The organism is Candidatus Arsenophonus triatominarum, assembly GCF_001640365.1.
Taxonomy (GTDB): Bacteria; Pseudomonadota; Gammaproteobacteria; order Enterobacterales; family Enterobacteriaceae; genus Arsenophonus; species Arsenophonus triatominarum.
Map to the genome: position 1 here is coordinate 147,267 of NZ_LWMI01000010.1, position 18,785 is coordinate 166,051.

Consider the following 18,785-nt stretch of genomic DNA (forward strand, 5'->3'; position numbering starts at 1 on the left):
ATGCTTAGTGTTAATAGAATAGCACAAATAGAGGATTATATGAATCGATGGATAAAAATTTGTTGATAACATCGCTAACGTAGTTGTGTTGTAAATGTATTAATAACACGAATTTCGCACCAATAAAAAAACGCTCTATTTTTAAGTTTAATTCAGCATAATATATAAATAGACAAAATCTTATAAATTAAAAGCAACTTATTGTAATTTAAACAAATTTATACGTTTTAGTAAATTGCAAATTAACCATTGCTTTTAAGCCATTTCTGGAATTTTATATGCCTGTGCGAAACTCGTGAAATAAGATGGATCAATATTAAAGATCCATTATTATGGTTTTAATGAGGTTGATTAAAACAAAGGAATAGTAGAGTGCCTAAATTAATAAAATATATTATTTTGCTATTCATAATCTTGTTTTTTATTGTTGTCACCAGCTGGCTTTCAATCCCGCATTGGTTACCTAGAGTCAGTCAATTATGGCTACCCAAAGGTGCAACATTTTCAATGACGTTACCGAAAATCACCGGCAAAGGGATTGTTGTAGCCGATATGAAAATCGCACTAGGCAGCTGTGAATGGGTCAAGGTGGATCAATTAACTGTTTCTTTGGCAATTAAATGGCCAACAAAATGGATAATTCATGCTCAATCGTTAGTGAGTGACAATAATTGCTTATCCCAGTTAACAGACGATCAAGCTACACAATCTGAAATAGATATAAAACAGATCTTAACCACAATCCCGTCAATGGAATTAACAATTGAACAACTCGTCTTATATTCTTGGCCATTTTTGGCTGGCAAACTTCAGTTACAAGTAAGTCAAAGTCATCACTTGCACATCGATTATCAAGGTAAAAATGTACAATTTGTTGCACGAACAACAACGGCAGATTATTTCAATATAGAGAATATGTTTCTTCGGCTGAATGAAGATACGGTTAATTTAACCGGTAATATCGCGCTACCATTGAGTTCGACATTAATTCCCCAACAGGGAAAAATTGACGCGATTTTAACGACTAATCGCTATGCTAAACCGGTGATTGCGCAATTAAGTTGGGCAAATCGCTCAGGGACTTTACAGGTAACAGAACAACAGTCTCAAATACCATTACTCTTTTTGCCCTGGCAATTAGATGACCAGTATTTGACTATTAAGCAAGGAAAATGGCGTTGGCAAAATGGTGATCAATTATTATCAGGAAAAATCGATCTTCGTCTGGCTAATTGGCGTGATAATTTAGCTGATATGCGTATTAGTGGTCGCGCTAATATGTTGACGACGGGCGGGGAAGGCAAAGCTAATTTGGTGCTGACTGTTGAGCAGGGTAAATTAGATTGGCTAAATAGCCATATTCCATTTCAATTAATGGGACAGGTTAAAATTAATGATCTGATTATTGATATGCGAACCCCAACCCTGATTTCAGGTCCATTGCTCTCTCCGCGTATTACTTTTTTACCATCATCATTAATTAGAATGTATGGCAAGATAAATAAAACATTAACGCTTAATGAATTACGTCTACCGTTAGCGGGCACTTATTTGACGGCACAAGGGGTAACTGGGCGTTTGCAGGCAATCGCTGCTACAACTGACAGTTATTGGGGTAAGGTAAAATTACGTTTTGATGGACAAGCTAATAATTTTAAACCAGACCAAGGTCAATGGCGATGGCGTTATTGGGGCCATGCACAATTATGCCCCCTTAATGCCAATTGGGATCTTAGCGGTGATGGTTACTGGATTAACTCTTTATTGGTGGTAAACAGATTGAATACCGGATTTGATAAAATTCAGTATGGGATGGTTAATATGTTTCATCCCCATTTAACTCTATCAAAACCTTTAATATGGCAACGTGATGCTAAGCAAGCTAATTTTGCTGGTGAGCTTATTTTGCGTACTAATCGAATACAGTTTGGTCAAGAGAGCTTTTTACCAGCAACCGCGATCACAGCTAAAATAGTTGGTCGCAATCCAGCCGATTTCCAATTAGCGGGCGCACTTTCTGCGCAACAAATAGGCCCAATTCCATTTTTTATCCGTTGGGATGGTATACGATTAAGAGGAAATGCGCGTTGGCAAAATCAGAGTGTATTAGCATTTCAATCGTTGATCCCTGCAGATTTGGCTATCACCTTGCGAGAAGGTAATTTTTATGCTCAAGCTGCGTTTTCTGTGGCGCAAGGCCAAGGGGTGATTGCTGGTGGTCATTGGTCGGTTACTAATGCTGGATTGTGGTTAAAAGATGGTAGTGTTGATGGGATTGATTTTATTTTACCCTGGCGTTTACAAAATAGTCGCTTGCAGCTGGGGACCAAGTCACCGATCCAAATTAGGATCAAACAGATAAAAAGTCTGTTTGATATGCGTAATATAACGGCTGATCTTTATGGCTATTATCCAGCTAGCGCACAATTCCCCTTAGTGTTACGGGCAGTTAACGTTGATCTGTTAGGCGGTGTTGTTGGGTTAGTTAAATTACGTTGGCCGCAAATAGCGCCAGCCATACTCAATATTGATCGGATAGATTTAAGTCAACTATTAACTAGTCTTAGAACCACGACTCAGGTTGCGATGTCAGGAAAAATAAGTGGTCAATTACCTTTCTTCCTGAATAATCCGGATTGGATCGTGAAAGAAGGGTGGCTAGCAAACTCAGACAATATTACCTTAAGATTAGGAAAAGAGTTAGTGGATTCTATCGGTGAAAATAATTTATCTGCTAGAGTTGCTATGGCCTGGTTACGTTATTTGGAAATAAATCGCAGCCAAACCGAAATTAGTCTGAGTAATCTGGGTGATATCACGCTCAATGTTCAAATTCATGGCGTTAATCCTTTAGAAAGCAAAAATCGGCAAGTTAGATTAAATTATCGCCATCAAGAAAATATCTTTCAATTGTGGCGCAGTCTACAATTTGCTAATAATTTAGGCGATTGGTTAGAAAAAAATATTTCGCTAAAAAAGGTGAAAATCATTAATGAAAACGCAAATTTGGTATACGCTGATCTTATCAGCGGCATTTTTATTAACAAGTTGTGTTCGGTTAGAGGTGGCAACACCAGATAAGCCAATAAATATTAATATGAATGTCAAAATTGAACATGAAATTAAAATTAAAGTTGATCGCCAGATTGAGGGGTTACTAAAAAATAATAGTGATCTTTTTGGATAACAGATGACATGATGAAAAAATATATTTTACCTTTTTTATTGATATTGATGAGTGTCGTTGTCAGTTTTTCCGCCTTAAGCTTGTCAATTAGCGAAGCTAAGCAGCGTGGGCTGGTCGGCGAAACCCTAACCGGTTATCTGGCAGCAGTGGCAAAAGATAATGCTGAAGTGAACGCATTGGTTAACAGCATTAACCAGGCTCGTGAACAAAAATATGCCGAAATTGCGCAAAGTAATCAACTTAAGACTGAGCTAGTGGCCAAAATTGCCGGCCAAAAATTAATAGATGGGGCGAAAAAAGGTGAATATGTATTAGGTATTAATGGTCGCTGGACACAAAAATAAGATACTATAGCACTCTATTATTTTGGCAAATAGTATATGTCAGTGACGTCGTGTTTTGATGCTCAACTCAGCAAACATGCCCCTTCTAGTAAGGTCTAATTAAACGTGAACTCTGATTTAATAGCATTATATGCTGATATTGGAAAGCTATTATTGCGTGATCAATTGTTATTGAAAAAACGCTTAGCAGGGATAAAGAAAATGAAAAATCCCGCCAATCGGTTATTGAATTAGTTAAAACGGATATTGCTGCATGGCAGAAAAAAATTGCTCAGCGGCAAAGCGCTCTTCCAATAATTATTTATCCAGAAAATCTCCCTATCATTGAGAAAAAACAGGCAATTTATCAGGCGATCCGTGATCATCAAGTCGTCATTATTGCCGGTGAGACGAGGTCGAGCAAAACAACCCAGATACCCAAAATTTGTCTAGAGCTTGGCCGAGGGATAAAAGGCTTAATTGGTCATACCCAACCTCGTAGGTTGGCTGCTCGCTCAGTCGCTAACAGGATCGCTGAGGAGCTTAATATTCCTTTAGGTAGTGCTGTTGGCTATAAAGTCCGTTTTAATGATCAGGTAGGTGATAATACGTTCATTAAATTAATAACAGATGGAATTTTATTAGCAGAATTACATAATCACGAGTTTCGCCCGGGCATATAAAATTCCAGAAATGGCTTAAAAGCAATGGTTAATTTGCAAGTTACTAAAACGTATAAATTTGTTTAAATTACAATAAGTTGCTTTTAATTTATAAGATTTTGTCTATTTATATATTATGCTGAATTAAACTTAAAAATAGAGCGTTTTTTTATTGGTGCGAAACTCGTGATAATGATAAATTATTGCTGCAATATGACACGATAATTATCGATGAGGCGTATGAACGCAGCTTAACTGTATTAGTCTTATACTTAATCTGACCATTCTGATTTAAAAAAGAGCGTTACCGGTTTTAATTAACATCATTAGATAATTAAATAAAAGGTAATTCTATGTATCAAACATAAATTGGGTTACTTAACCTCGCTGAAGAGCTTAATAACGTCTCAAAAGCCTGTAAGATGGGGGTATCCCGAGATACGTTTTTATCGCTACCAGGAACTTGTTAATGATGGTGGGATAGACGCTTTAATTAATCAAAATCGACGGGTACCTAACGTAAAAAATAGAGTAGATGAACAAATTGAAAGCGCTGTAGTTGAGTATGCGATTGAATACCCTGCACACGGACAACACCGCAGTAGTAATGAACTAAGAAAAAAAGGAATTTTTGTTTCGGGAAGTGGTGTTCGTTCTATTTGGCTACGTCATCATCTTGATGTATAAGAAATTAATACCCGAAATGGTTACTCATTAACCTGCGCCATGATGAAATCCTTTTTATTTTCTTCTAAATTTTGCCAAAATTATGTTGAAGGTTGAGATAAGGAACGGAATAGATGGTTAAAAAACGATTAATTATTAATCAATTTTGAACAAAAGGATAGATCTACCCTGTCGTGAGTTTTTATCGCCACCGCAAACAAGCCAGATCATGGTGACGTGCCATAAGTTCTTTACGATTCAATCCAAAATTCATTCCTGCGAAAAGTAATTTTTTCCCACATAAGAGACAAGCAAGTGGATCGACTTTAAAGACGTGTTGATACATGTTTCGTCAGGTGACTTTTTTAGCGGGTTTTTTATCTTGCTGGGCTAAAGGATAAACAACCTCCGTTAACATTTTTCGCATCCGTGCTGATGGACTTAAAAAGCCGTAATAGCGGATCATGTGAAACCATTTTTCTGGCACATGAGACGCAAACAGGGTAATAAATTCATCGGATGTCATGACCAGGTCTTCCTGTTTTTTCGTGCGGTGGCTCTTATAGCGTAACGTGATGTTATCTTCGCCGGAATAATGTTTTAAGCGACTGAGCGAGACAGGGGGTTTCTTTAAATAAAATCCGAGATAAAGGGTGACATGGGTAATATTGGAAAGAATATCAGAAAGATTAATATTCCACCCGCGCTTGTAGTGAGTGTTAAGTAATTGATTCCATGATGCTTTACTTCTTCCTTCAGCTTTAAGCTCATCGGGAATGGTGAGCGTGTAATAATGTTTTTTCAATAATGCCGTTATCCGATATCGCCACATTGTCATAATGTTTTCGCGATAAAAGCTGATATCCCGCCAGGTATTCTTTTTAGTCACCCCGCTGGCTGTGGTTGAAAAATGAATATGCGGATGCCATTTTTGGTCTCGTCCCCAGGTATGGATGGCAGTGAAAACGCCTGGGGTGATATTGAGGTCACGGCAGATGGTTAATATCACATCAGCGGCTAATCGATTCATTTCACCGAGAAGCCAACGGTTGGCGCGAATAAATAGGCCAATATTCACAAGGCATGGTAGAAGTGATGTGCTGCCAAGGAGCTTCGGGTAACCAAGCTAGCGTATTGTTAATCCATTGTAGGTAAGCTTTGACGCCACAATGGGGGCAGCTTCGACTTTTGCAGGTAAATTTAACCCGTTTCTCAGAATTACATTGAGGGTCAGGACAGCGCCAAATTGACCACCCCATAAGCGAAGTGCCGCAAGCCATAATCTTTACCATGGTTTCCATCACAACAGTGCGGACACTATCAGGGGGTTGGCGATTAAGCCAATTGAGCCAGCGTTGACCAAATTGAAAAACATGACTAAAACGCGGTGACATAAAAGGGACCAAAAGATTGAGACAATAGGTATCGGGTTATACCAGTACTAACAAGCAATGACAAGTCGTCGCCATAGGCGACCATCTTGGCTCTAATTTGGCTGCGCCATAATCTCGAAAATTTTACAAAACGCCTAAAAGCGCTTGAAGATAAAATCGCAACAGAAGGAATTATCCTATCAGAATCACAAATCAGTGCTCTAGAAAAAAAAGCGCAAGATGATGAAACCTGTGCACGAGTTTCGCACCAATAAAAAAACGCTCTATTTTTAAGTTTAATTCAGCATAATATATGAATAGATAAAATCTTATAAATTAAAAGCAACTTATTGTAATTTAAACGAATTTATACGTTTTAGTAACTTGCAAATTAACCATTGCTTTTAAGCCATTTCTGGAATTTTATATGCCAGGGCGAAACTCGTGCTGTGGTGAAATTGAAACAGCGCATCCAAGTTATCTGGGTTTACAAGATACTTTTTATGTCGGTCATTTAAAAGGCGTTGGTCGTGTTTATCAACAAACTTACATTGATACTTACAGTAAAGTCGTTCATTGTAAGCTTTACACAGCAAAAAGCGCGATAGCGGCGGCAGATTTATTAAATGACAAGGTTCTCCCTTTTTATTCCCAGCATGGGTTACCGGTGTTACGTATACTGACGGACAGAGGCAGTGAGTATTGTGGTAAAGTTGAACATCACGATTATCAACTTTATCTCGCTATCAATGATATTGATCATACAAAAACTAAAGCTCGTTCACCTCAAACCAATGGGGTTTGTGAACTCTTTCATAAAACTGTATTACAAGAGTCCTATTAGGTGGCTTTTCGTAAGAAAATCTATAGGGCTTTAGATGAATTACAAGCTGATTTAGATAAATGGTTAGCGGAATATAATAACCAACGCACTCATCAAGGAAAAATGTGTTGCGGTCGAACTCCTATGGCAACTTTACACGATGGAAAACAACTTTGGAGAGAGAAAGATTTAAATCAAATTTAACCTGACAGGTACTGTATAAATAACCGGCAACTGTCAGATCAAGTCTGAGCTACTACAATCTGTTAAAGTTGCAATTGCACCGAACGGAATAGCCTTACTGTGATGCTGAAGTTTAAAAATTACTCTATAGCCAACTTGGGTAGCAAAATGGGCTATGGCGATTGTGCCACGGGTAGAAGCCACTGTTTGTAATTAGATTCAATATCAACACCATCAGGTAGAGTTTCGGTTGCGAGAGTAATTTGGTTTGTCCGATAACTACTAACCAAATTATGACAAATAGATTTTAGGATATTTTCTTTGAACAATAAAAAATTAAATTTGACGGCTTTAACCGCATTAGTATTAAGTTCAATGGTTGGAGCCGGTGTGTTTAGTCTGCCTCAAAATATGGCTGAAGTCGCTAGCCCCCTAGCACTTATGATAGGCTGGAGTATCACAGGTATTGGTATTTTATTTCTTGCTATATCTTTGCTATTACTTTCACGTATTAGACCGGATCTAGATGGAGGAATTTATACATACGCTAAAGAAGGTTTTGGCGAACTAGTTGGTTTTTGTTCAGCCTGGGGCTATTGGCTATGTGCTGTTATCGCTAATGTTTCCTATTTGGTGATCGTCTTTGCGGCCCTGAGTTTTTCTACTGATCGCTCAGGTAATGTCATTTTTGGTGATGGTAATACTTGGCAATCTTTGATCGGTGAGTCTATCTTACTATGGATCATTCATTGGTTAGTATTAAGAGGTACACAGACTGCCGCCGGTATCAATAAATTAGCGACTTTAGCTAAATTAATTCCCCTTAGCCTGTTTGTCATCCTTGCTATTTTTGCGTTTAAGATAGATATCTTTAAATTTGATTTTAGTGGTGCTGAAATGGGCATACCAATTTGGCGACAAGTCAAAAATACAATGCTAATTACGTTATGGGTATTTATTGGTATCGAAGGGGCTGTGGTTGTTTCAGCACGCGCTCAAAGACGTAAAGATGTTGGTTTAGCAACGTTACTTGCCGTAATCTCAGCCTTAAGTATTTATATATTAGTTACCTTGCTCTCCTTAGGCATCGTTCCCAGAGCAGAACTTGCTGCAATGAAAAATCCCTCAATGGCATCACTTATGATCCATATGATGGGAAATTATGGCGAGATTATTATTGCAGCCGGTTTGATTGTTTCTGTTTGCGGTGCATATTTAAGCTGGACAATAATGGCGACAGAAATTCCTTATATCGCTTCGCTACATGGTTCATTTCCTAAAATATTTAAATATCAAAATAAAAATAATGCCCCCTCTTCATCTCTTTGGCTTACAAACGGTGCTGTACAATTAGCGTTAATATTAATTTGGTTGAGTGGCAGCAACTATAATATGTTATTAACGATAGCCTCAGAAATGATTTTGGTGCCTTATTTTTTAGTGGGCGCTTTTCTAATCAAAATCTCTTTTGAGCGTGCTAGCAAAGGATTACTTATTATTGGTACAGTAACAAGTTTATATGGTTTATGGCTACTTTATGCTTCAGGAACAATCAATCTACTGTTATCTGTTATTCTTTACATGCCCGGTTTATTTATCTTCCTCTATGCGCAAAACCAAAACAATAATAAAAAATCACTCAGCCGATTAGAAAGAAGTGCAATAATTATAATTATTTTCTCTTCTATCCCCGCATTTTGGTATTTACTTCATATTTAATTAAAGAGATTTAACAATAACCAACATAGTTGCAATCAGGTCTATGGCGATTAGTTCAACCTTCTATAGACAAAAAAAGCCCTTGCATACTAATTGCCGATGATACACACGAGTTTTGCCCTGGCATATAAAATTCCAAAAATGACTTAAAAGCAATGGTTAATTTGCAAATTACTAAAACGTATAAATTTGTTTAAATTACAATAAGTTGCTTTTAATTTATAAGATTTTGTCTATTTATATATTATGCTGAATTAAACTTAAAAATAGAGCGTTTTTTATTGGTGCGAAACTCGTGTCTATCATGGATGCCCGTTGGTTTGTTGAAGTTTATCATCGAGAAGTTAAACAAAATTGTGGTATTGAACGCTGTCAGGCTCGCACGAGCTGAGCGCAAAGAAATCATATTTTTCTCGCTATTTCTGCGTGGTTTGAACAACATAAACGTCGTATATCTGAAAAAATAACCCTTTATCAACAAAATTGGGACGTAATCAAAAATGCTATTACTGAGCACATCGGTAGTGTTCAAAAATCTGTGTCATATCTTAAACTCAAAAAAAAGAGGTATGACATATGAGAAATCAATCATTTAATTTTGATGAAGCGTTGAAGCAATTATACTCAGGTAAAAATTTACTCGGTACGGATGGGATACTCACACCACTCATAAAACAGCTGACCGAAGCTGCCCTGCAGGCAGAAATAGAACACTACACGAGTTTCGCACAGGCATATAAAATTCCAGAAATGGCTTAAAAGCAATAGTTAATTTGCAAGTTACTAAAACGTATAAATTTGTTTAAATTACAATAAGTTGCTTTTAATTTATAAGATTTTGTCTATTTATATATTATGCTGAATTAAACTTAAAAATAGAACGTTTTTTTATTAGTGTGAAACTCGTGCACTACCTATCGACAACGTCAATCGATACGCGTAAAAATGGCTATACTCGAAAAACGGTTAAATCGACATCAGGTCAATTTGAACTGAAAACGCCCAGAGACAGGTCAGGTGCTTTTGAGCCTCAGCTCATTAAGAAAAATCAGACAAAATTATCAGAGGATATTGATAACAAAATCCTATCGTTATTTGCATTAGGCATGAGTTATCGTGATATTCAAAAACATGTTGCAGAATTATATGGACTGGAAATATCAGATGGAGCTATTACTCATATTACTGACAAATTACTCCCTGAATTAAAAGCCTGGCAACAACACCCTCTGGAGGCGCTCTATCCTTTTGTCTGGCTCGATGCCATTCATTACAAGATAAAACATGATGGTCACTATATCAATAAGGCAATCTACACAGTACTTGGACTAACCACCGATGGGCATAAGGAATTGTGTAGTGGTCAACTAAAATTGGCCACCCTACCTGACTGTTCACGGAACAGTCGCTCTGATTCGTTTGGCGTTAATCCACCGTTATACCAGTGAGGTCTTATATCGCTATAGTAGTGGGTTATGTAGCGAATAATGGCTGACTGAGCAGTACTAAAGCTTTGGTAGCCAGTCGTTGGCACCCATTCGGTCTTCAGACTACGGAAGAATCGTTCCATCGGACTATTATCCCAACAATTCCCTCTGCGACTGATACTTTGGGTCATCTGATAACGCCACAATGCCTGCCTATACTGACGACTGGTATAATGACTTCCCTGATCACTATGGAACATTACCTGTTTGGGATGCCCACGTAGTTCCCAAGCCATTTGTAGTGCTTTGGCTGTTAATTCTGAGTCTGGTGCAAATGACATTGCCCAGCCCACCGGTTTTCGGGCAAACAAATCCAATACCACAGCCAGATAGGCCCATCGTGAGCCTGTCCAAATATAGCTAGGCGACTTAATTTTGATTACAAGGTGTGTTATGAGTTATACAATTGATTTTCGACGTAAAGTAATATCTGTAAGGAAAGCCGAAGGTTTAACAATTCGAGAAACTGCGAAACAATTCCGTATTGGAAAAGCGTCTTTAGTACGTTGGCTTAAACGACCAGAGCCAAAAAATTCAACGCCACGTAAGAGGAAGCTCGATAAAAATGCTTTAGCAAAAGATGTGGAACAGTATCCAGATGCTTACCAAAAGGAACGTTGTAAAAAGACTATTTGGCAATCCCTTAAAAAGCTGGGATTAACCTATAAAAAAAACTCTATTCCATCCAAAAACCAACGAAAGCGACAGGCTGGCACATCAGCAAAAAAGACAACAGTATGAAAAAAAAGATAAATCTGTTGTTTTTATTGATGAAAGTGGTTTTTCACATGACACTCCACGAACTCACGGCTATTCCCCAAAAGGTCACCGTTGTTTTGGCCTGAAAAACTGGGGTGCTAAGGGAAGAACAAATGTTATTGGCGCTTTATTGGGAACAACCCTTTTTGCTATCGGATTATTTGATTGCAATATTAATCGTGATGTTTTTTATGTTTGGATCACAAAAATATTGCTCCCAGAACTTCCTGAAAATTCTGTTATTTTTATGGACAACGCTAGCTTTCACAAAGGTAAGAATATTGAACAGGCAATTATAAACGCAGGACACCAGATAGAATATTTGCCTGTGTATTCACCAGATTTAAATCCTATAGAACATAAATGGTCTCAAGCTAAACGTAAAAAGATGGAAACAGGATGCACTATCGATGACCTGTTTTTAATACATATGCTGTAATCAAAATTAAGTCGCCTAGCTATAAGAGCGCAGTAGCCTTTTTTAAGATGTCATTCTCCATTTCCAGCCGGTGGATTTTTTTCTTCATTTCTCTGAACTCAATTTGTTCAGGTGTTAATGGCAGACCAGGCGATGTTTTCCCTTGACGTTCTAAACGAAGGGCTCTTACCCACCGGCTAATCGCTGAAAGACTGACGTTCATGCCTTTCGCGGCTTCCTGGTAGGTGTAATTTTGGTCAAGGACTAATTTGGCGGTTTCACATTTAAATTCAGCAGTAATTATTTTACTCATTTCGGCACCTATAAAAATTATGAGGTAAGCATATCACCTCAACTTAGGTGGCAAAATTTAGTATGCCACTACATATTACTGAAAAATTACTCCCTGAATTAAAAGCCTTGGCAACAACGCCCTCTGGAGGCGCTCTATCCTTTTGTCTGGCTCGATGCCATTCATTACAAGATAAAACATGATGGTCGCTATATCAATAAGGCAATCTACACAGTACTTGGACTAACCACCGATGGGCATAAGGAATTGTTAAGACTCTATATGTCTGAAACAGAAGGAGCACATCATTGGCTGAGCGTTCTGACTGACTTACATAACCGTGGTATACAAGATATTTTAATCGCTTGTGTTGACGGATTAAAAGGGTTTCCAGAAGCGATAGCCAGTATTTTCCCGCAGACAGTCAGCTATGCGTAGTTCATCAAATTCGCAATAGCTTACGTTATATTGCCAGTAAAGACCAAAAAGCCTTTATGGCTAAGCCGGTTTATCGTGCAGATACTAAAGCGGCTGCTGAGCTTGCCCTTGATGAACTGGAAACGAAATGGGGTGAAAAATACCCGATAGTGCTAGAATCCTGGCGAAGTAAATGGGAGTTGCTCAGTGCTTATTTTCGATACCCTAAAGCCATTAGAAAACCCATTTATACGACCAATGCAGTAGAGGCGGTTCATCGGCAGTTTAGGAAATTAACTAAAACCAAAGGGGCTTTTCCCAATGAAAACAGCTTATTAAAATTACTCTATATTGGCATCAATCAGGTATCCAACAAATGGACTATGCCGATTAGTATAGCTAGGCGACTTAATTTTGATTACAAGGTGTGTTATGAGTTATACAATTGATTTTCGACGTAAAGTAATATCTGTAAGGAAAGCCGAAGGTTTAACAATTCGAGAAACTGCGAAACAATTCCGTATTGGAAAAGCGTCTTTAGTACGTTGGCTTAAACGACCAGAGCCAAAAAATTCAACGCCACGTAAGAGGAAGCTCGATAAAAATGCTTTAGCAAAAGATGTGGAACAGTATCCAGATGCTTACCAAAAGGAACGGGCAGAGCGATTCGGTGTTTGTAAAAAGACTATTTGGCAATCCCTTAAAAAGCTGGGATTAACCTATAAAAAAAACTCTATTCCATCCAAAAACCAACGAAAGCGACAGGCTGGCACATCAGCAAAAAAGACAACAGTATGAAAAAAAAAGATAAATCTGTTGTTTTTATTGATGAAAGTGGTTTTTCACATGACACTCCACGAACTCACGGCTATTCCCCAAAAGGTCACCGTTGTTTTGGCCTGAAAAACTGGGGTGCTAAGGGAAGAACAAATGTTATTGGCGCTTTATTGGGAACAACCCTTTTTGCTATCGGATTATTTGATTGCAATATTAACCGTGATGTTTTTTATGTTTGGATCACAAAAATATTGCTCCCAGAACTTCCTGAAAATTCTGTTATTTTTATGGACAACGCTAGCTTTCACAAAGGTAAGAATATTGAACAGGCAATTATAAACGCAGGACACCAGATAGAATATTTGCCTGTGTATTCACCAGATTTAAATCCTATAGAACATAAATGGTCTCAAGCTAAACGTAAAAAGATGGAAACAGGATGCACTATCGATGACCTGTTTTTAATACATATGCTGTAATCAAAATTAAGTCGCCTAGCTATAACTGGGCGTTAACCATTACTCAATTGTCCATCTATTTTAAAGGGCGCCTAGATGGTATAATCAAAATATAAAATCCCCTGACACAGAATTATGAACACCCTCAAATTTCATGCATTTTTCGCTCGAAGTCTTTACAAAAATCATCCATCAGGCAATAAAGTTCAGTAAGATTTTCCATCATTGTTTAACAATTCTCTACTCTTTAACCAGATTGTTAGAGTATTTTAACGAAATATGCGCATTCAACTATTTGAATAGCAAGACTTTCACTTTATTTCTTATCACGAACTCAGGTTAAATTATGGTCTGCAAGGCAGCCTGGTTGCCTATCCTTATGGATTGACCTTAGCGCACCTATTGGTGAAACAGGCAGCATTAGTGGTTGCAAAGAACGCAGTTGGTATGCCATTAATAACAACTTGTTTAGATAGCAAAAAACCAAACTGACTTGAATTAGATAGAAAGAGAAAATTTAGCAGAATTTTACGGTTATGGAACATGATATGCAATCGTTGAATATGCATAAAAAAGAAAAAAATATTCGTTTTGTTTGTTATTAAAGCACAGTTATTTATTATTTTATCTATTACTGAAAAGAAAAACGGACAATTGAGTCCGTTAAATATTTATTTATCTAACTATAAGATAATATTGTGATTTTTTATTATTTATAAAGATCTGCACTAATAGTAACGCTACCGCCATTGGCTTGCCATTCACGTGTGATATGAAAATATTTTGCCCCTTTTTTCTCTGCACGTTTAGCAATTTGATATCTTATCTCTGGAGTGGAAGTATAGAAACCGGAGAAAGTAATTGAATCGAAAGGAACCGTTTGCGCAGCTGCTGCTTTATTTACTTCTTCAATATGATATCCACTAGGTAGCGTTACGTCCGTTTTACCCGGACCTGACATTGACGTTTCAAAAAAGCGGCCTACGTTTTCCTTTGGCGCTGAAGATGAAGCCACACCAGGTATTTTAACTTTTTTAGCTTCTTCACCTCCTTTAGCTAATAAAGCTTTACCCGTTTCTGTATCGGCAGGTACTACAGCATTACCATTTTGCACTATTCGTTTTGGTGCATCTGCGGCATAAATATAAGCAGTAGCAAGTGTGTTACCGCCATCATTTAAAGCAACATTACGGACGACATAAAAATAAGCAGCACCTTTTTTCTTGGCTTTTTTAGCTAGCGCCTCATTAAGTGCGGCTTCAGAGCTATACAAACCACTGACAGTAACCGTATCAAATGGCAATAATCTTACTGCTTCTGCTTTCGGCAATTCTTTGATGCCAGCAAAGATGCGATAGGGGGGATTGGCTACTTTTGCAGCATCTTTACGATACAGATCAGCAACTACTCGTAAATTACCACTATCGCCTACATCATCTAGGCTTTGAATATAGTAAGAGTAGGCGACTTCTTTATCCGCTCGACGAGAAACTGCATCGGATGCTTCATAGATGGCATTAAAGCGGCCTGTGACAGCGATCCTTTGATAAGGCTTTAATTCTTGAGCTTGTTCCGGTGTTAATTCTACAGCGGCTTGCACAGTTATTATACTGCTTAGTGAAAGTACCGCAATTGTGATGGCCGTTATTTTCAGCTTCATACAAAATCCTTCCGCATTACACAATTTACTATCAAAATGCTGAATTAATAGTCGTATCATACAGATAATAATTATTACATGTAATAACTGCAATTGTCCCATTGTTTTCTTATGAAACTATTAATTTAGTTGAATACTGACTATTTTTATAAACTAATATCAAGTCTTAAACTATTTGACTAATATCATTTTTTGACGAAAAAATTTAATTTAATGTCGTGGAAATCCGATAGATTATGGTTCATGATTACTATTTTCAGTAGGTTTCAATAATGTTTTTTCACTCAATATGACAGATATATATAATATAATTAGTTATGTTAGTAGGGAATAAACATCAAGCAATTTTGAACTAGATAAGGGATCATTATGCATATTGGTGTACCAAAAGAAAGAATTACCAATGAAACACGTATTGCAGCAACACCATCAACAATAAAGCAGCTAATAAAATTAGGTTTTTCTGTCATCGTTGAGCGAGAAGCTGGTCAGCTTGCTAGTTTTGAAGATACTGCTTTCGAGCAAGCAGGTGCTGAAATTGTCGAGCAACAATCTGTATGGAATGCAGATATTATTTTTAAAGTTAATGCGCCGCTAGAAGCTGAAATTGCCCTTATTAAAGAAGGTGCAATATTAATTTGCTTCATTTGGCCGGCACAACAACCAGATTTAATGCAAAAATTAGCAGCCCGTAAAATCACTGTATTAGCAATGGATGCAGTGCCACGTATCTCTAGGGCTCAGTCACTTGATGCTTTAAGCTCTATGGCTAATGTTGCAGGTTATCGGGCGGTGGTAGAAGCAGCTTATCAATTTGGACGTTTTTTTACTGGCCAAATTACTGCCGCCGGCAAAGTACCGCCAGCTAAAGTCACGGTTATTGGCGCAGGGGTTGCCGGTTTAGCAGCGATAGGCGCAGCGGGTAGTCTAGGGGCTATTGTGCGGGCATTTGATACCAGGCCAGAAGTAAAAGAACAAGTACAAAGCATGGGGGCTGAGTATCTTGAATTGGACTTTAAACAGGATCAGGCACGCAGTGATGGTTATGCTAAAGAGATGTCCGAGGCTTTTATTCAAGCGGAAATGGCTTTATTTGCTAAGCAAGCAAAAGAAGTGGATATTATTATTACCACCGCATTGATACCAGGAAAACCTGCACCAAAGTTGATTACTAAAGAGATGGTTGACTCGATGAAGCCTGGTAGTGTAATAGTTGATTTAGCAGCGCAGTCGGGCGGTAATTGTGAGTTAACCGAGGCAGATAAACTGATCGTTACTGATCATGAGGTTAAAATTATTGGCTACACCGATTTACCCAGCCGCTTACCGACACAATCCTCACAACTTTATGCGACTAATATTGTTAATTTAATCAAGTTGCTTTGTAAGGAAAACAATGGGCAACTAGCCATTGATTTTGATGATATTGTTGTACGCGCAATCACTGTTATTAAAGAAGGGCAAATTACCTGGCCGTCTCCTCCTATTCCTGTATCTCAACAACCACAAACAAAAAATCAACTGATAAAATATGAAGAAAAACCACCAGCAAAAAAAATCTCTCCTTGGTTAAAATATATTTCTCTGTTGTTGGCGATTATACTTTTTGGTGGTTTTGCGCGTATAGCGCCTAAAGACTTCCTTTCTCACTTTACCGTGTTTGCACTGGCGTGTGTTGTTGGCTACTACGTAGTATGGAACGTCAGCCATTCACTGCATACACCGCTTATGTCAGTAACCAATGCGATTTCAGGTATTATTGTGGTGGGCGCGTTGCTGCAAATTGGTAGTGGAGGTTGGGTCATTTTCTTCTCATTTATTGCAGTACTTATAGCCAGTATCAATATTTTTGGTGGATTTACAGTCACGCAACGTATGCTGAAAATGTTTCGTAAAGGATAAGGAGTTAAAATGATGTCGAGTGGAATGGTAACAGCGGCATATATCGTGGCGGCCATCTTATTTATTTTCAGCCTGGCAAGTTTGTCTCGTCACGAAAGTTCTAAGCGGGGTAATATATTAGGTATTATCGGAATGGCAATCGCTTTAATTGCAACAATCTTAGGTCCCGATGCGCATAATATTGGCTGGATTATTATTGCAATGGTTATTGGTGGACTTATTGGGGTGCGTTTAGCAAATAAAGTCGCAATGACTGAGATGCCAGAATTGGTTGCTATTTTGCATAGTTTTGTCGGTCTGGCTGCTGTTTTAGTTGGTTTTAATAGCTTTATTGCTCACGATGTATTCTCAGATAGGATAATGGAGAATATTCATCTGACAGAAATTTTCCTGGGTATTTTTATTGGGGCGGTAACATTTACTGGTTCAATTGTTGCTTATGGTAAATTATGCGGAAAAATAGCTTCTAAACCCTTAATGCTTCCTAATCGCCATAAACTTAATTTATTGGCGTTATTAATTTCATTTATTTTGCTATTTATTTTCGTAAAAACGACAGCTACTGGTTTGCAAGTATTTGTCTTATTAATGATGACCATCATTGCTTTAGCATTTGGCTGGCACTTAGTTTCCTCAATTGGTGGTGCAGATATGCCGGTTGTGGTATCAATGCTAAACTCTTATTCAGGATGGGCCGCTGTTGCTGCAGGTTTTATGCTAAGTAACGACTTGCTTATTGTTACTGGCGCGCTAGTGGGTTCTTCAGGTGCGATTTTATCTTATATTATGTGTAAAGCCATGAATCGCTCATTTATTAGTGTTATAGCCGGCGGGTTTGGCACTGACGGGATATTAATCGATGATGAACATAGCCTGGGAAATTATCGGGAAACTACAGCGGATGAAGTTGCTGAGCTGTTAAAAAATTCCCATTCGGTGATTATTGCTCCCGGTTATGGTATGGCGGTGGCTCAAGCTCAATACCCTATTCACGATATTACGGTAAAATTACGTGAAAAAGGGATTAATGTTCTCTTTGCGATCCATCCTGTTGCCGGACGTCTGCCTGGTCATATGAATGTATTATTAGCTGAAGCGAAAGTACCTTACGACATCGTTTTGGAGCTCGATGAAATAAATGATGATTTTGCTAGTACAGACACGGTATTAGTGATTGGGGCAAATGATACTGTTAACCCAGCCGCACAAGATGATCCCAATAGCCCAATAGCGGGAATGCCAGTCCTGGAGGTTTGGAAAGCGCAAAATGTTATTGTATTTAAACGCTCAATGAATACCGGTTATGCAGGCATTCAGAATCCGTTATTTTTTAAGGAAAATACCCAAATGCTATTCGGTGATGCCAAAGTTAGCGTAGAAGCTATTTTGCGCGCTTTATAAGTTTTTTAATAATAATGGCCCTATTTGAGCGGGCCAATGGGTTGTTAATCATTTGCTGGATTTATTGGACAGACAAAACCGTCCGGTTTAATGGCCAATAAATCACATTTTAACTTATCAATGATCTGTTCAGCAGTATTGCCTAAAAAAGCCGCTGAAATACCTGTTCTGCCTAAAATACCCAATACAACAATACCTGCATGTAATTCGTCACAGATTTCAGGGATTTTTTTCTCAGCGTATCCTTCAACAACATGGGTATATAGCTAGGCGACTTA

13 protein-coding genes and 10 pseudogenes are annotated in these 18,785 nt (G+C 38.0%); 18 read left to right on the plus strand and 5 right to left on the minus strand.

All coding sequences use genetic code 11. The features are described 5' to 3' along the window. Window positions 1–372: 372 nt before the first annotated feature. The 5 genes and pseudogenes from AYJ55_RS09010 to AYJ55_RS09030 form a co-directional block, all read left to right on the plus strand. Window positions 373–3,081 carry a YdbH family protein gene (locus AYJ55_RS09010; RefSeq protein ID WP_063655734.1) on the plus strand — a complete coding sequence of 903 codons (2,709 nt, stop codon included), beginning with the start codon at window positions 373–375 and terminating at the stop codon, window positions 3,079–3,081. Continuing rightward, window positions 2,993–3,187: a YnbE family lipoprotein gene (locus tag AYJ55_RS09015; protein WP_063655736.1), complete on the plus strand. Its 195-nt coding sequence runs from the start codon at window positions 2,993–2,995 to the stop codon at window positions 3,185–3,187. Before AYJ55_RS09010 ends, AYJ55_RS09015 begins: the two co-directional genes overlap by 89 nt. A gap of 11 nt (window positions 3,188–3,198) precedes the next feature. Next, on the plus strand, window positions 3,199–3,531 hold the full coding sequence (locus AYJ55_RS09020; RefSeq protein ID WP_063655738.1) for a YdbL family probable chaperone protein: 333 nt from the start codon (window positions 3,199–3,201) through the stop codon (window positions 3,529–3,531). Window positions 3,532–3,812: 281 nt separating this feature from the next. Then, window positions 3,813–4,163, plus strand: a pseudogene (locus tag AYJ55_RS32905) (hypothetical protein); the annotation flags it as partial. A gap of 377 nt (window positions 4,164–4,540) precedes the next feature. Beyond that, window positions 4,541–4,853 (plus strand): annotated as a pseudogene (locus AYJ55_RS09030) (helix-turn-helix domain-containing protein); the annotation flags it as partial. Between the two features lie 187 nt (window positions 4,854–5,040). Here AYJ55_RS09030 and AYJ55_RS09035 read toward each other — a convergent pair. Beyond that, window positions 5,041–6,232, minus strand: a pseudogene (locus AYJ55_RS09035) (IS91 family transposase). 86 nt (window positions 6,233–6,318) lie between these two features. Here AYJ55_RS09035 and AYJ55_RS25510 point away from each other — a divergent pair. The 6 genes and pseudogenes from AYJ55_RS25510 to AYJ55_RS09055 form a co-directional block, all read left to right on the plus strand. Beyond that, window positions 6,319–6,486, plus strand: a complete 168-nt coding sequence (locus AYJ55_RS25510) for a hypothetical protein (RefSeq protein WP_425393786.1) — start codon at window positions 6,319–6,321, stop codon at window positions 6,484–6,486. 164 nt (window positions 6,487–6,650) lie between these two features. Then, window positions 6,651–7,238, plus strand: a pseudogene (locus tag AYJ55_RS09040) (integrase core domain-containing protein); the annotation flags it as partial. Window positions 7,239–7,592: 354 nt separating this feature from the next. Further along, the gene (locus tag AYJ55_RS09045) at window positions 7,593–8,936 is read left to right on the plus strand and encodes a basic amino acid/polyamine antiporter (protein WP_063656277.1); all 1,344 of its coding nucleotides are present in this window, start codon (window positions 7,593–7,595) and stop codon (window positions 8,934–8,936) included. A 298-nt stretch (window positions 8,937–9,234) separates the two neighbouring features. Beyond that, window positions 9,235–9,516: pseudogene (locus tag AYJ55_RS35805) on the plus strand (hypothetical protein); the annotation flags it as partial. Next, window positions 9,513–9,695 carry a hypothetical protein gene (locus tag AYJ55_RS09050; RefSeq protein ID WP_063655744.1) on the plus strand — a complete coding sequence of 61 codons (183 nt, stop codon included), beginning with the start codon at window positions 9,513–9,515 and terminating at the stop codon, window positions 9,693–9,695. The pseudogene AYJ55_RS35805 and the gene AYJ55_RS09050, both read left to right, overlap by 4 nt. 146 nt (window positions 9,696–9,841) lie before the next feature. Beyond that, window positions 9,842–10,291 (plus strand): annotated as a pseudogene (locus AYJ55_RS09055) (IS256 family transposase); the annotation flags it as partial. Between the two features lie 8 nt (window positions 10,292–10,299). Here AYJ55_RS09055 and AYJ55_RS25520 read toward each other — a convergent pair. Beyond that, window positions 10,300–10,785 (minus strand): annotated as a pseudogene (locus AYJ55_RS25520) (IS3 family transposase); the annotation flags it as partial. Between the two features lie 31 nt (window positions 10,786–10,816). Between AYJ55_RS25520 and AYJ55_RS09060 the strand changes: the two are divergent. After that, complete coding sequence (locus AYJ55_RS09060; protein WP_063655750.1) at window positions 10,817–11,164, plus strand: IS630 transposase-related protein; 348 nt, start codon at window positions 10,817–10,819, stop codon at window positions 11,162–11,164. Beyond that, window positions 11,133–11,621, plus strand: a complete 489-nt coding sequence (locus AYJ55_RS09065; RefSeq protein ID WP_063653499.1) for an IS630 family transposase — start codon at window positions 11,133–11,135, stop codon at window positions 11,619–11,621. Before AYJ55_RS09060 ends, AYJ55_RS09065 begins: the two co-directional genes overlap by 32 nt. A gap of 37 nt (window positions 11,622–11,658) precedes the next feature. On the opposite strand, the pseudogene AYJ55_RS09070 reads toward AYJ55_RS09065, so the two are convergent. Beyond that, window positions 11,659–11,913: pseudogene (locus AYJ55_RS09070) on the minus strand (transposase); the annotation flags it as partial. A 74-nt stretch (window positions 11,914–11,987) separates the two neighbouring features. On the opposite strand from AYJ55_RS09070, the pseudogene AYJ55_RS09075 reads away from it, so the two are divergent. The 3 genes and pseudogenes from AYJ55_RS09075 to AYJ55_RS09085 form a co-directional block, all read left to right on the plus strand. Further along, window positions 11,988–12,758: pseudogene (locus AYJ55_RS09075) on the plus strand (IS256 family transposase); the annotation flags it as partial. Then, window positions 12,742–13,107, plus strand: coding sequence for an IS630 transposase-related protein (locus AYJ55_RS09080; RefSeq protein WP_063653415.1), 366 nt, complete (start codon window positions 12,742–12,744; stop codon window positions 13,105–13,107). The pseudogene AYJ55_RS09075 and the gene AYJ55_RS09080, both read left to right, overlap by 17 nt. After that, window positions 13,104–13,565 (plus strand): IS630 family transposase, encoded by a 462-nt coding sequence (locus AYJ55_RS09085; protein ID WP_063654041.1) that lies wholly within the window; start codon window positions 13,104–13,106, stop codon window positions 13,563–13,565. Before AYJ55_RS09080 ends, AYJ55_RS09085 begins: the two co-directional genes overlap by 4 nt. Before the next feature lie 688 nt (window positions 13,566–14,253). Here AYJ55_RS09085 and ydgH read toward each other — a convergent pair. Further along, window positions 14,254–15,204, minus strand: coding sequence for a DUF1471 family protein YdgH (ydgH, locus tag AYJ55_RS09090; protein WP_063655753.1), 951 nt, complete (start codon window positions 15,202–15,204; stop codon window positions 14,254–14,256). Window positions 15,205–15,573: 369 nt separating this feature from the next. Here ydgH and pntA point away from each other — a divergent pair, with 369 nt between their 5' ends. Both pntA and pntB read left to right on the plus strand, forming a co-directional pair. Further along, the gene (pntA, locus tag AYJ55_RS09095; protein ID WP_063655756.1) at window positions 15,574–17,106 is read left to right on the plus strand and encodes a Re/Si-specific NAD(P)(+) transhydrogenase subunit alpha; all 1,533 of its coding nucleotides are present in this window, start codon (window positions 15,574–15,576) and stop codon (window positions 17,104–17,106) included. A 12-nt stretch (window positions 17,107–17,118) separates the two neighbouring features. Next, the gene (gene pntB, locus AYJ55_RS09100) at window positions 17,119–18,507 is read left to right on the plus strand and encodes a Re/Si-specific NAD(P)(+) transhydrogenase subunit beta (protein ID WP_063656278.1); all 1,389 of its coding nucleotides are present in this window, start codon (window positions 17,119–17,121) and stop codon (window positions 18,505–18,507) included. A gap of 44 nt (window positions 18,508–18,551) precedes the next feature. Here pntB and AYJ55_RS25525 read toward each other — a convergent pair. Next, window positions 18,552–18,770 (minus strand): annotated as a pseudogene (locus tag AYJ55_RS25525) (universal stress protein); the annotation flags it as partial. Between the last annotated feature and the right edge of the window lie 15 nt (window positions 18,771–18,785).

Bases quoted from the DNA above. Each gene is read 5' to 3' on its own strand.
- AYJ55_RS09015 (WP_063655736.1), top strand. From the start codon at position 2,993: ATGAAAACGCAAATTTGGTATACGCTGATCTTATCAGCGGCATTTTTA.
- AYJ55_RS09020 (WP_063655738.1), top strand. From the start codon at position 3,199: ATGAAAAAATATATTTTACCTTTTTTATTGATATTGATGAGTGTCGTT.
- AYJ55_RS09045 (WP_063656277.1), top strand. From the start codon at position 7,593: ATGGTTGGAGCCGGTGTGTTTAGTCTGCCTCAAAATATGGCTGAAGTC.
- AYJ55_RS09050 (WP_063655744.1), top strand. From the start codon at position 9,513: ATGAGAAATCAATCATTTAATTTTGATGAAGCGTTGAAGCAATTATAC.
- AYJ55_RS09060 (WP_063655750.1), top strand. From the start codon at position 10,817: ATGAGTTATACAATTGATTTTCGACGTAAAGTAATATCTGTAAGGAAA.
- AYJ55_RS09080 (WP_063653415.1), top strand. From the start codon at position 12,742: ATGAGTTATACAATTGATTTTCGACGTAAAGTAATATCTGTAAGGAAA.
- AYJ55_RS09085 (WP_063654041.1), top strand. From the start codon at position 13,104: ATGAAAAAAAAAGATAAATCTGTTGTTTTTATTGATGAAAGTGGTTTT.
- ydgH (WP_063655753.1), bottom strand. From the start codon at position 15,204: ATGAAGCTGAAAATAACGGCCATCACAATTGCGGTACTTTCACTAAGC.
- pntA (WP_063655756.1), top strand. From the start codon at position 15,574: ATGCATATTGGTGTACCAAAAGAAAGAATTACCAATGAAACACGTATT.
- pntB (WP_063656278.1), top strand. From the start codon at position 17,119: ATGTCGAGTGGAATGGTAACAGCGGCATATATCGTGGCGGCCATCTTA.